12 protein-coding genes and 1 pseudogene are annotated in these 11,660 nt (G+C 74.5%); 5 read left to right on the top strand and 8 right to left on the bottom strand.

From position 1 onward, the window contains the following. Positions 1-93: 93 nt before the first annotated feature. Both ACFCY1_RS07410 and ACFCY1_RS07405 read right to left on the bottom strand, forming a co-directional pair. On the bottom strand, positions 94-426 hold the full coding sequence (locus tag ACFCY1_RS07410; protein ID WP_049652768.1) for a YnfA family protein: 333 nt from the start codon (positions 424-426) through the stop codon (positions 94-96). 18 nt (positions 427-444) lie between these two features. Then, complete coding sequence (locus ACFCY1_RS07405) at positions 445-1,659, bottom strand: pyridoxal phosphate-dependent aminotransferase (protein WP_049652769.1); 1,215 nt, start codon at positions 1,657-1,659, stop codon at positions 445-447. 97 nt (positions 1,660-1,756) lie between these two features. Between ACFCY1_RS07405 and ACFCY1_RS07400 the strand changes: the two are divergent. Together ACFCY1_RS07400 and ACFCY1_RS07395 are read left to right on the top strand one after the other, a co-directional pair. Further along, a pseudogene (locus tag ACFCY1_RS07400) lies at positions 1,757-2,110 on the top strand (winged helix-turn-helix transcriptional regulator); the annotation flags it as partial. A 336-nt stretch (positions 2,111-2,446) separates the two neighbouring features. Continuing rightward, positions 2,447-3,310, top strand: a complete 864-nt coding sequence (locus ACFCY1_RS07395) for an SGNH/GDSL hydrolase family protein (protein ID WP_375873878.1) — start codon at positions 2,447-2,449, stop codon at positions 3,308-3,310. 38 nt (positions 3,311-3,348) lie between these two features. Here ACFCY1_RS07395 and ACFCY1_RS07390 read toward each other — a convergent pair whose 3' ends face one another. Continuing rightward, complete coding sequence (locus tag ACFCY1_RS07390) at positions 3,349-4,011, bottom strand: GNAT family N-acetyltransferase (protein WP_375873877.1); 663 nt, start codon at positions 4,009-4,011, stop codon at positions 3,349-3,351. Positions 4,012-4,141: 130 nt separating this feature from the next. On the opposite strand from ACFCY1_RS07390, the gene ACFCY1_RS07385 reads away from it, so the two are divergent. Beyond that, positions 4,142-5,092, top strand: a complete 951-nt coding sequence (locus ACFCY1_RS07385; RefSeq protein ID WP_074002212.1) for a pentapeptide repeat-containing protein — start codon at positions 4,142-4,144, stop codon at positions 5,090-5,092. Positions 5,093-5,096: 4 nt separating this feature from the next. Here the strand turns inward: ACFCY1_RS07385 and ACFCY1_RS07380 are convergent, their stop codons facing one another. From ACFCY1_RS07380 to ACFCY1_RS07370, 3 genes are all read right to left on the bottom strand, one after another. Then, complete coding sequence (locus tag ACFCY1_RS07380) at positions 5,097-5,657, bottom strand: DinB family protein (protein WP_079272064.1); 561 nt, start codon at positions 5,655-5,657, stop codon at positions 5,097-5,099. Between the two features lie 42 nt (positions 5,658-5,699). Next, positions 5,700-6,152 carry a hypothetical protein gene (locus ACFCY1_RS07375; RefSeq protein ID WP_375873876.1) on the bottom strand — a complete coding sequence of 151 codons (453 nt, stop codon included), beginning with the start codon at positions 6,150-6,152 and terminating at the stop codon, positions 5,700-5,702. A 104-nt stretch (positions 6,153-6,256) separates the two neighbouring features. Beyond that, complete coding sequence (locus ACFCY1_RS07370) at positions 6,257-6,991, bottom strand: tyrosine-protein phosphatase (protein ID WP_117487306.1); 735 nt, start codon at positions 6,989-6,991, stop codon at positions 6,257-6,259. Between the two features lie 134 nt (positions 6,992-7,125). Here ACFCY1_RS07370 and ACFCY1_RS07365 point away from each other — a divergent pair, with 134 nt between their 5' ends. Then, a complete protein-coding gene (locus ACFCY1_RS07365) occupies positions 7,126-7,467 on the top strand; it encodes a DUF5713 family protein (protein WP_375873875.1) in 342 nt (113 codons plus the stop codon). A gap of 16 nt (positions 7,468-7,483) precedes the next feature. Here the strand turns inward: ACFCY1_RS07365 and ACFCY1_RS07360 are convergent, their stop codons facing one another. After that, positions 7,484-8,383 carry an aminoglycoside phosphotransferase family protein gene (locus ACFCY1_RS07360; protein ID WP_375873874.1) on the bottom strand — a complete coding sequence of 300 codons (900 nt, stop codon included), beginning with the start codon at positions 8,381-8,383 and terminating at the stop codon, positions 7,484-7,486. Between the two features lie 136 nt (positions 8,384-8,519). Then, a complete protein-coding gene (locus ACFCY1_RS07355) occupies positions 8,520-8,912 on the bottom strand; it encodes a PPOX class F420-dependent oxidoreductase (RefSeq protein ID WP_074002216.1) in 393 nt (130 codons plus the stop codon). 179 nt (positions 8,913-9,091) lie between these two features. On the opposite strand from ACFCY1_RS07355, the gene ACFCY1_RS07350 reads away from it, so the two are divergent. Then, entirely contained in the window at positions 9,092-11,587 is a 2,496-nt protein-coding gene (locus ACFCY1_RS07350; RefSeq protein WP_375873873.1) for a Tex family protein, read from the top strand. The last annotated feature ends 73 nt before the right edge of the window (positions 11,588-11,660 follow it).

The raw sequence follows: 11,660 nt of genomic DNA, 5'->3' as shown, positions 1-11,660 counted from the left end.
TCGCGACGGTGCCCCGGCGAGGGTGACGGGGCCCGGTGGTCGTGACGGTGCCCCGGTGTCGGAGATGGGTCCGACACCGGGGCACCGGTGCGTTCAGCGCCGGGGGCCGTACATGATGACGGCGACCCCGGCCAGGCAGATCAGCGCGCCCAGCACGTCGTAGCGGGTCGGCCGGAAGCCGTCCACGGCCATGCCCCACAGCAGCGAGCCGGCCACGAACACCCCGCCGTACGCGGCCAGCACCCGGCCGAAGTGGCTGTCCGGCTGCAGGGCCGCGACGAAGCCGTACGCGCCGAGCACCACCACGCCCACCCCGGCCAGCCACCACGGCCGTTGCTCGCGCACGCTCTGCCAGATCAGCCAGCAGCCGCCGATCTCGGCGAGGGCGGCGAGGACGAACAGGGCGATGGAGCGCAGGACGGTCACGACCCAGAGCCTAGGCGGTCAGCTCTGCCGGTACGTCGCGAGGAAGCGCCCGATCCGGTTGATGGCCGTCTCCAGGTCGTCGGCCCGGGGCAGGGTGACGAAGCGGAAGTGGTCCGGGCGGGGCCAGTTGAAGCCGGTGCCCTGGACGACGTGGATCTTCTCGCGCAGCAGCAGGTCCAGCACGAACCGCTCGTCGTCGACGATCCGGTGCACCGCCGGGTCCAGCCTGGCGAAGGCGTACAGCGCGCCCTTGGGCTTGACGCAGCTGACGCCGGGGATCTCGTTGAGCGCCTTGACCGCGATGTCGCGCTGCTCGGTGAGCCGGCCGCCGGGCAGCACCAGGTCGTTGATGGACTGGTGGCCGCCGAGCGCGGCCTGCACGGCGTACTGGGCGGGCACGTTGGGGCACAGCCGCATGCCGGAGAGCATGGTCAGGCCCTCCAGGTAGTCGGTGGCGTGCTGCCGGGGCCCGGAGACGACCAGCCAGCCGCTGCGGAAGCCGGCCACCCGGTAGGCCTTGGAGAGGCCGTTGAAGGTGAGGGTGAGGACGTCGTCGGCCAGGGCGGCCAGGCAGTGGTGCTCGGTGTCGTCGTAGAGGATCTTGTCGTAGATCTCGTCGGCCAGCACCATCAGGTGGTGGCGGCGGGCCAGGTCGAGGATGCCCTCCAGCAGTTCCTTCGGGTAGACCGCGCCGGTGGGGTTGTTGGGGTTGATGACGACGATCGCCTTGGTGCGGGCGGTGATCTTGGCGGCGATGTCGTCCAGGTCCGGGTACCACTCGGCCTGCTCGTCGCACAGGTAGTGCACGGCCTTGCCGCCGGCCAGCCGGACCACGGCCGTCCAGAGCGGGTAGTCGGGCATCGGCACGAGCACCTCGTCGCCGTCGTCCACGAGCGCGGTGACGGCCATCTGGATCAGCTCGGAGACGCCGTTGCCGAGGTAGACGTCGTTGACGGTGACGCCCTCGACCCCGCGCTGCTGGTAGTACTGCACCACCGCGCGACGGGCCGGCAGGATGCCGCGCGAGTCGCTGTAGCCGTGCGCCTTGGGCAGGTTGCGGATGATGTCCTGGAGGATCTCCTCGGGCGCCTCGAAGCCGAAGGGGGCGGGGTTGCCGGTGTTCAGCCGCAGCACGCTGTGCCCGGCCTCCTCCAGGGCGTTGGCCTGGTCGACCACCGGGCCCCGGATCTCGTAGCACACGTCATTGAGCTTGCTGGACTGTCGAAACTCCATCTGCGGCCTCCCGACCGTCACCACCGCTCCGTTGCTTCAGCTTTGTTCTACCAAGTGAGTACTTGGAAAGTCCAACCTCTTGGCTATGCTGATCCGCATGTCACGCCGAAGCTACGACCAGTACTGCGCCGTCGCCCGCGCCCTGGACGCGGTGGGGGAGCGCTGGAGCCTCCTGATCGTCCGTGAGCTCCTCGGCGGCCCGCGCCGCTACACCGACCTGCACGCCGACCTGCCCGGCGTCTCCACCGACATCCTGGCCGCCCGGCTCAAGCAGCTGGAGGGCGACGGACTGATCGCCCGCCGCCGACTGGAGCGGCCCGCCAACGCGACCGTCTACGAGCTGACCGGACGCGGCCGCGAACTGCGGCCGGTCGTCGAGGCGCTGGGGGAGTGGGGCCTGGCCGCCCTCGGCGAGCAGCGGCCCACCGACGCCGTGCGCGAGCACTGGTTCACGCCCCGGAAGGCGGGCGAGGAGGCCGGCGAGGAGGCGGTGGCCGTGACGGGCTGACCGTCGCGGTGGGCGCGGTGCCTGCGGCGGGCACGGTGGCCTGAATGGGGCGGCGGCAAGGCCCCCGTCGCCGACCGCCGCCCCGTGGACTCAGGATGGCCCGGGCCGATAAACGAACGATCGGCGTGCGATGAGCGCCGAGGTTCGCCGGTGGTCGCCGGGGACCGTCGGGGGTCCGCCGGAGCCGCCGGGGCCCGCTGTGGTTCCGGACGGGCACGCACGTACGATCGTCGGATCGTCGAACCGCCGGAGTCATCCCGGGAGAGCGGAGGCCAGCCCGTGCCCACCCCCTACCGCAGCTACGTCGCCGTCGGCGACTCCTTCACCGAGGGCATGTGCGACGACCTGCTGCCGGACGGCCACTACCGGGGCTGGGCCGACCGGGTCGCCTCGGCACTGGCCGCCGAGCACGCGGAGCACGCCGAACGCTCTGGGCGCGCCGAACGCTCTGAGCACAGCGAAGGCTCTGAGCACGCCGAGCGCGCCGAGCCGGAGTCCGCGGGCACCGGCTTCCGGTACGCCAACCTCGCCGTCCGCGGCAAGCTCATCGGCCAGATCCACGACGAGCAGCTCGCCCCCGCCGCCGCGATGGGCGCCGAGCTGGTCACCCTGGCCGGCGGCCTCAACGACGTGCTGCGCCCCGGCTGCGACATCGACGCCGTCGAGCGGCTGCTCGGCCGCTGCGCCGACGGGCTGCGCGCCACCGGCGCGACCGTCGTGCTGTTCACCAGCACCGACCCGACCCGCCGGATGGCGGGCGGCGCCCGGCTGCTGCCCGCGATCCTCCGGATGAAGGCCTTCGTCCAGGAACTGGGCCGGCAGGACGGCTTCGTCGTGGTCGACCTGTTCTCCGCGCCCTGCTTCGACGACCGCCGGCTGTGGGCCGAGGACCGCCTGCACCTGTCGCCCGAGGGGCACCGCCGGGTCGCCGAGGGCGTGCTGGAGGCGCTCGGCCGCCCCGCCGCCTTCGACTGGCGCGCCCCGCTGCCCGCCGCCGCCCCGGCCGGCCGCGGCGAGCGGCTGCGCGAGGACGCCCGCTGGCTGGGCACCCACGTCGGCCCGTGGATCGGCCGCCGCCTCACCGGCCGCTCCTCGGGCGACGGCCGCCCGGCGAAGCGGCCGGAGCTGCTGCCGTACCGCTGAGGCCCGCCGCCCGGTGCCCAGGCGCCACAGGCCCCGGCCTACTCGGTGTCGTGGACGCCCGGCGCGTCGAGGACCAGGCTCGCCATCGGGGCGTGGGTGGCCCAGCCGAGCGCCGTGTAGAGCGCCTGCCCCTCCGGGGTGCCGACCAGCACGCCGGTGCGCGCGCCCCGCTCGTGCGCGGCGGACTGGAGCGTCCGCATCACCAGGGCGCCCAGGCCCCGGCGGCGGTGCTCCGGCGCGGTGGTGATCTGGTCCGGTACGGCCACGGGGCCGGCCAGGCCCGCCTGGCCGCGGGCGGCGAGGTGCCCGTCCCCGGTGCGCACCAGCACCCGGAGGATCCCGCCCCGCTCCCAGGTGGTCACGGTGTACCCGGCCGGGGCCTCGGACCGCTCGGGGACGAGCGGGACGCTCATCAGGAAGCCCGGCGCGTCCAGCCGCCACCGCTCGTCCAGCCAGGGGCGTACGGTGGCGTCCTCGGCGAACAGCTTCAGCCAGGTGGTCGGCGCGGTGACGGTCTCGCCGAGCTTGCGGACCTCGGCCTCGGTCGGCTCCGGCAGCACGTGCCGGCCGACCTCGCCGACCGGCGCGCCGACGTCGATGCTCCAGCCCCAGGGCTGGTCCACCGGCTCGGCGGAGCCGCGCGAGACGGCCCAGCCCGAGATCCACATCCGGACCAGTTCCCTGATGTCCGGCTCCCGCATGGCACCCACCCCCGTGTGTAATGGTCTCTACTGCGCTGGGCAGCTTACCGGCGTCGAGGGTCGTCTGCCCAGTAGGATTCCGGGGTTCACCGCGCCGACCGGCGCCCCGCTGCTGGAAGGACCCCGGAACGTGCGCGAGACCGAGTCGCCGCAGGACCAGACGGCGGCCGCGCCGACCCCGCCACCGACCCCGCAGCCGACCGCGCTCCGGGCCGACTGCGGCAGCTGCTTCGGGCTCTGCTGCGTCGCCCTGCCGTTCGCCGCCGGGTCCGACTTCGCCATGAACAAGCAGGCCGGCAGTCCCTGCCACAACCTCCAGACCGACTTCAGCTGCGGCATCCACGTGCGGCTGCGCGACAAGGGCTTCCAGGGCTGCACCGTCTACGACTGCTTCGGCGCCGGGCAGCGGGTCTCCCAGGTCACCTTCGGCGGCCGCAGCTGGCGCGAGGAGCCGGACAGCGCCAAGGCGATGTTCGACGTCTTCCCGGTCGTGCGGCAGCTGCACGAGCTGCTCCGGTACCTCACCGAGGCGCTCACCTTCGCCCCTGCCCAGCCCGTCCACGACGAACTGCGGCAGGCGCTGGCGGAGACCGACCGGCTGGCCGGCGGCACCCCCGAGGAGATCCTCGCCGTCGACGTCCCGGCCCACCGGCAGCGGGTCAGCGAGCTGCTGCTGCGGGCCGGCGAACTGGTCCGCGCGGCCGTCCCGCGCCGCCGCGAGCTCCGCGGCGCCGACCTCTTCGGCGCCCGCCTGCGCGGCGCCGACCTGCGGGGCGCCAACCTGCGCGGTGCCCTGCTCGTCGCGGCCGACCTCTCCGGCGCCGACCTGCGCCTCGCCGACCTGGTCGGCGCCGACCTGCGGGACGCCGCCCTGGCCGGCGCCGACCTCAGCACGGCCCTCTTCCTCACCCAGGCCCAGCTCGACGCCGCCCGCGGCGACGCCACCACCCGCCTCCCGGCCGGCCTCACCCGGCCCGCCCACTGGCCCGAGACCGCCCCGGCTCCCGCCGCGGGCGCCGGGGCCGGACCCCGTGCGGGCAAGGGCGGCGGCCGCCCCGGTCGGAGCGGCCGCCGGCGCTGAGGCGCTACTGGCCCACCCGGCCGTCCACGCACTCGCGCAGCAGGTCGGCGTGGCCGCAGTGGCGGGCGTACTCCTCGATCCGGTGCACCTGCAGCTCCCGGATCGAGAGCCGGTCCTTCCCGACCCGCTCGCCCAGGTCCTGGTACCCGGCCAACGCGGCGTCCAGCGCGGCCTGTTCGCGCTCCAGGTCGTGGAACGCTGCGTCCACCACGGCCTGCTCGCCGACGGCCCCGTCGAAGTCCGCGTCCCGCCCGCCGTACAGCTTGGGCAGCGGCTCGCCGTCGGTGATCCAGTTCCGCCAGTCCCGTTCCACCCGGGCCAGGTGCCGGACCAGGCCGAGCAGCGACATCGTGGACGGCGGCACCGAGCGGCGGGCCAGCTGCTCCGGGGCCAGGCCGTCGCACTTCATCCGCAGGGTCAGCCGGTAGTTCGTCAGGTAGTCCTGGAGGGTGGCGAGTTCGCCGTCCGGGCTCGGGCCCTCACTGTTGCGGGGGTCGTCGTCCGGGTCGGCCCACATGTCGGGGTAGACGGTCGCCTCGGTCCATCGCACGGGTTGCTCGGTCATGCCCGGCATCCTCCTTCGCAACCACCCCCGGCCGCCACCGGGTTATCGCACCCCCGACCCCCGGAGCAGCCGCTCGCCCTCCGCCCCGAAGACGGCCCGGAGCACGGTGGCGACGTCGGCCTCCGGCACGGCGGCGCGGACCTCCGCCAGGACGCCCGGGAACCCCTCGTCGTCGATCACGCCCCGGTGCTCCCGGCGCAACCGGTGGACGAGCGCGACGAGTTCGGGGCGCAGCCGCATCCAGGCGCGGACGGCGTCGGCCTCCTCCTCGACCAGCCGCAGGAACCAGCGCATCACCTCGTACGGGATGTCGACGGCCCGCCCCCGCGGGTCGAGGCTGATCGTCGGCTCCCGCGCCGGGTCCTCGTCGGGGACGACCGCGGCGACCAGGGCCCGCGGGTCCGCCCTGAGCCGCAGTTCGAGAAAGTAGGCGTCGTCGGACAGGTCGTACCCGGTGGTGACGCTGTAGTCCGGGTCGGGGCTCGGCGTGGGCATGGCGGCATGCTGCCAGGCGCCGCTCCCGCCGGGCGAGGGCGTTTTCGGGGGTGTCCGCGCACGGGGCGTCGGGCCGGCCGACCTCCCGTGCGGGGTGGCGGGGCTCAGTCGGTCAGCAGGCGGGCGCGCAGGGTGTCGATCTGCGCGCGGTCGATGCCGAGGACGCCGGTGAGGTAGGCCCCGACCGAGCCGTGGCGGTCGGCGAGGTCGGCGAGGGTGAGCCGGATGACGGCCTCCGGGGCGCGCCCGTAGCCGGGCCAGCGCAGGGTACGGCCGGGGTGGGCGGCGTGCCACTCGGCGACGAAGTGCGCGGTGGCGAGCTCGGTGAGGGCGAAGTCGGCGGCGATGTCGTCCTCGCCGACGCCGAGCAGGGTGAGCAGCAGGGCGGCGATCAGCCCGGTGCGGTCCTTGCCGGAGGCGCAGTGGAAGACCACCGGGGCCTCGGCGGCCGTGATCACGTCCAGCGCCTGGCGGATCTCCTTCACCCCGTCCTCGGCGACCTCGGCGAAGCGGTCGGCGAGGTGGCGCCAGGGGTCGACCTCCGGGTCGATCTCGGCCTGGTCGTACGGGCGGTGCTCGATCGAGAGGTTGTGGTACTCCAGGCCCTCGAACCCGGGCACCCGGCCCTTGGCGTCGATCTCCCAGGGGTAGCGGAGGTCGATCACGGTCCGCACGCCGAGCGCCCGGAGCCGGTCCAGATCGGCGGGGGAGCCGAGCTTGCCGAGCGAGTCGGAGCGGTACACCAGCCCCCACCGGACGGACCGCCCGCCGGCGCCCGGGTAGCCGCCCAGGTCGCGGAAGTTGTGCAGGGCCTCGAACTCGATGTGACGTGTGGTCATGCGCGGCACTCTAACCAGCACGTCAAGCGCCGCCGGGCCGGGGGAGCGGCGGCGGCCGGCCCGGGCGCCGCCGTCTGTCAGTGGTGTCGGGCAGGATCGGCACGTCGGTTCTTCGGAGGGACGGAAAGGGCGTCATGGCGATCACGAACGAGCAGGTGACGGAGCAGGAGTTCCTGCGGGAGATGTCCGAGGACCCGTACTTCCCCGACCACCTCGTGGCCAAGGGCAGGGCCATCCTGGTGCGGCTGTGCGAGCGGATCGAGGCCGAGCGGCCGGCGGACCTGCCGACGCTGTACGTGCTCTCCCACGCCGCCGCGGAGGAGTTCAACCGTCTGGACACGGAGTTGAAGGCAGCGGGGAGCGAGATCGAGACGGCGGCGCGGGAGGACATCGCCGAGGCCTTCTGGATCATCGCCTCGGCCTACGGCTTCGAGGACGCGGACGTGGAGGAGATGGTCGAGCCCCGGGAGTGGTGACGGGCACCGCCCTGCCCTACACGCCGCGGTCGGCGAGGACCTCGCGGACGACGTGGCGGGCGTTGGCGGTCAGGGCCTGGTCGGTGTGGCGGTAGTACGGGATCGTCACCAGGGCGAGGGAGAACGCCCAGGCGCGGCCGCGGGCCCACATGGCCTCGTCCGCGTGGAGGGCGGCGCGGAAGGCGGGGCGGGCGGTGGCGGGCAGCAGGTTCCAGGCGGCGATCAGGTCGGCGGTCGGGTCGCCGACGCCCATCAGGGCGAAGTCGATGACGGCGGCGAGCCGGCCGGCGCCGGTGAGCAGCAGGTTGCCGGGGGTGAGGTCGCCGTGCAGCCAGACCGGCGGGCCGGCGTAGTCGGGCAGTCGAAGTGCCTTGTCCCACAGGGCGGTCGCGGCCTCGGTGTCGATCGAGCCGGAGAGCTGGGCGATGGCCGCGCGGGTGGCGCCGTCGCGGGAGGCGAGCGGGACGCTGCGCTGGGAGACGGGGGCGTCGGCCGGGTCGACGGCGCGCAGGGCGTTGATGAAGCCGGCCAGGTCGCGGGCCAGCGCCTGGGGTGCGGCCAGGGCGTGGACGACTGGGTTGGCGCCGTCCAGCCAGTGCAGGACGGACCACTCCCACGGGTAGCCGGCGGCGGGCCGGCCGACCGCGAGCGGTGCCGGGACGGGCAGCGGCAGCCGCGGGGCCAGCCGGGAGAGCCACTGCTGCTCCCGCCGCAGGCCCCCGGCGGCCCACTCCACCCGGGGCAGCCGGACGGCGAGTTCGGGCCCGAGGCGGAACATCGCGTTGTCCGCCCCGGAGGTGGCGGCGGGGGTGACCGGGAGGCGCTCCCACTGCGGGAACTGGGCGGCGATCAGCCGCCGCACCAGGGCCGCGTCGACCACCGGCCCGTCGGGGTGGATCCGGGTGGCAGCGCACATGCCCGGCAGCGTACAGCTCCGGTCGTCGCCGTTCAGCCGGATTGCCGAACTGCTCACATTCCGACGGTCGTTCGAACCGGAACGCGCGATTTCGGCCACCCGGCGACGGCCCTGACGGCCCCGACGGCCCCGACGGTCACCCGAAGGTGACCCGCACCCCGATGGTGCCGCCCTTGCCGAAGCGCAGCACGTTGGCGGTCAGCGCCACCGCGCACAGCAGGCCGTACTTGCGCCGCAGCAGCTTCCGGTAGGCGGGCGCCCGGTCGGGGTCCAGCACCGCGGTGGCCGGCACCTGGGCGCCGAGCAGGTTCCCGCGGATGTCGCTGGGCCCGACCAGCACGTCCGAACGGTTGCGCAGGCGCTTGACCTTGCCGGTCTTGGTGACGGTGGTGAAGACCAGCGCGTCCCCGTCGCGCGCGACCCACACCGGGGTGGCGACCGGAGTGCCGTTCCTCCGGTAGGTGGTGAACAGCAGGTACTTGGCGGCGGCGAGCCGCTCCAACTCGGCGGCGGCATCCAGAGTGTCCATGCCCGCCAGCCTAGGAAGCCGCAACTGGGCCCCGCTCAAGCCTCGGTGGAGCCCCGGGGCCGTCAGCCGGAGGCGCGCGCCACGCCCGGCCGTCCCGGGGGCGGCCGGTCGGTGTCGTCGGCACCTGCCAGAATGCAGGGCGTACGGCGCAAGCACTGATGGAGAAGGTGACCGGCTTCGTGACCACGCCAGTCGAACAGGTGGCCCGGCAGGCCCAGCAGGCGATCGAGCGGCAGATCGCCGAGGAGCTGGGTGTCCGCGAGGGGCAGGTGAAGGCGGCCGTCGATCTGCTCGACGGCGGCTCGACCGTGCCCTTCGTGGCCCGCTACCGCAAGGAGGTCACCGGCTCCCTCGACGACGCCCAGCTGCGTGCCCTGGAGGAACGGCTGCGCTACCTGCGCGAGCTGGAGGACCGCCGGGCGGCCGTGCTGGAGTCGATCGAGGCCCAGGGCAAGCTGGACGACGCGCTGCGCGCCCGGGTGCTCGCCGCGGACTCCAAGGCCCGCCTGGAGGACATCTACCTCCCGTTCAAGCCGAAGCGGCGCACCAAGGCGCAGATCGCCCGCGAGGCCGGCCTGGAGCCGCTGGCGGACACCCTGCTGGCCGACCCGGGGCAGGACCCGGCCGCGCTGGCCGCCCAGTACCTCAACGAGTCGGTGGCGGACGGCGCCGCGGCCCTGGAGGGCGCCCGGGCGATCCTGGTCGAGCGCTTCGGCGAGGACGCCGACCTGGTCGGCTCGCTGCGCGAGCGGATGTGGACCCGCGGCCGGCTGGTCGCGAAGGTCCGCGACGGCAAGGAGGGCGACGGCGCCAAGTTCGCCGACTACTTCGACTTCGCCGAGCCGTACACCCGGCTCCCCTCGCACCGCATCCTGGCGATGCTGCGCGGCGAGAAGGAGGAGGTGCTCGACCTCGACCTCTCCCCGTACGACGGTGAGTCCGAGGGCGACCTTCCGGGCGAGAACGACTACGAGCAGCGGATCGCCGCCCGCTTCGGCATCGCCGACCGCGGCCGCCCGGCCGACAAGTGGCTGGGCGACACCGTCCGCTGGGCCTGGCGCACCCGCGTGCTGGTCCGGCTCGGCATCGACCTGCGCGCCCGGCTGCGCGCCGAGGCCGAGGAGGAGGCGGTGCGGGTCTTCGCCGCGAACCTGCGCGACCTGCTGCTCGCCGCCCCGGCCGGCACCCGCGCCACCATGGGCCTGGACCCGGGCTTCCGCACCGGCGTGAAGGTCGCCGTGGTGGACGCCACCGGCAAGGTCGTCGCGTACGACACGATCTACCCGCACCAGCCCGCCAACAAGTGGGACGCGGCCCTGGCGACGCTGGCGGCCCTGGCGAAGAAGCACGACGTCGACCTGGTGGCGATCGGCAACGGCACTGCCTCCCGGGAGACCGACAAGCTCGCCGAGGACCTGCTGGGGCGCCACCCCGAGCTGAAGCTCACCAAGGCGATGGTCAGCGAGGCCGGCGCCTCGGTCTACTCGGCCTCGGCGTTCGCCTCGCAGGAGCTGCCGGACCTGGACGTGTCGATCCGCGGCGCGGTCTCGATCGCCCGCCGGCTCCAGGACCCGCTGGCCGAGCTGGTCAAGATCGACCCCAAGTCGATCGGCGTCGGCCAGTACCAGCACGACCTGAGCGAGGTGAAGCTCTCCCGCTCGCTGGACGCCGTGGTCGAGGACTGCGTCAACGCCGTCGGCGTGGACGTCAACACCGCCTCGGCGCCGCTGCTCACCCGGGTCTCCGGGGTCACCGGCACGCTGGCCGACAACATCGTCGCGCACCGCGACGCCAACGGCCCGTTCCGCACCCGCCGGCAGCTCAAGGACGTCTCCCGGCTCGGCCCCAAGGCCTTCGAGCAGTGCGCGGGCTTCCTGCGCATCCCCGGCGGCGAGGACCCGCTGGACGCCTCCAGCGTGCACCCGGAGGCCTACCCGGTGGTGCGCCGCATCCTGGCCGCGACCGGCGGGGAGCTGCGCGAGCTGATCGGCAACGGCGAGCGGCTGCGGGCGCTGCGCCCGGCGGACTTCGCCGACGACACCTTCGGCGTCCCGACCGTCACCGACATCCTCGGCGAGCTGGACAAGCCGGGCCGCGACCCGCGCCCGGCCTTCCGCACCGCGACCTTCAAGGAGGGCGTCGACAAGATCGGCGACCTGGAGGTCGGCATGGTGCTGGAGGGCGTGGTCACCAATGTCGCCGCCTTCGGCGCCTTCGTGGACGTGGGCGTCCACCAGGACGGGCTGGTGCACGTCTCGGCGCTGTCGAGGAACTTCGTCAAGGACCCGCGCGAGGTGGTCAAGCCCGGCGACATCGTCAAGGTCCGGGTGCTCACGGTGGACGTGCCGCGCAAGCGGATCGGGCTGACCCTGCGGCTGGACGACGAGGTCGGGCGCGAGCGCGGCGGTGACCGCGGCGACCGCGGCGACCGCCAGGCCCGCCCGCCGCGCCAGGAGCGCCGGGGCGGTGGCCAGGGCGGCCAGGGCGGTCAGGGCCAGGGCGGTCGCGGCGGCCAGGACCGGCGCGGCGGCGGTCAGGGCGGCGGCGGTGACCGCGGCGGCTCCGGCGGCGGTGCGCCGGCCAACAGCGCCATGGCGGACGCGCTGCGCCGCGCGGGCCTGACCGGCGGCGGCGGCGACGGCGGCCGCGGTGACCGGCGCTCCGGGCGGCGCTGAGCGGCTGAGCGGAGCCGAACCGGCACCCGGAACCCGACAGCGGCAGCGGCCGGGGCCGGTGGACGTCACGGTG

It is taken from the genome of Kitasatospora sp. NPDC056273, assembly GCF_042268845.1.
Taxonomy (GTDB): domain Bacteria; phylum Actinomycetota; class Actinomycetes; order Streptomycetales; family Streptomycetaceae; genus Kitasatospora.
Note: the sequence above shows the minus strand (reverse complement) of the source record. Positions and strands in the feature narration are given on the sequence as shown.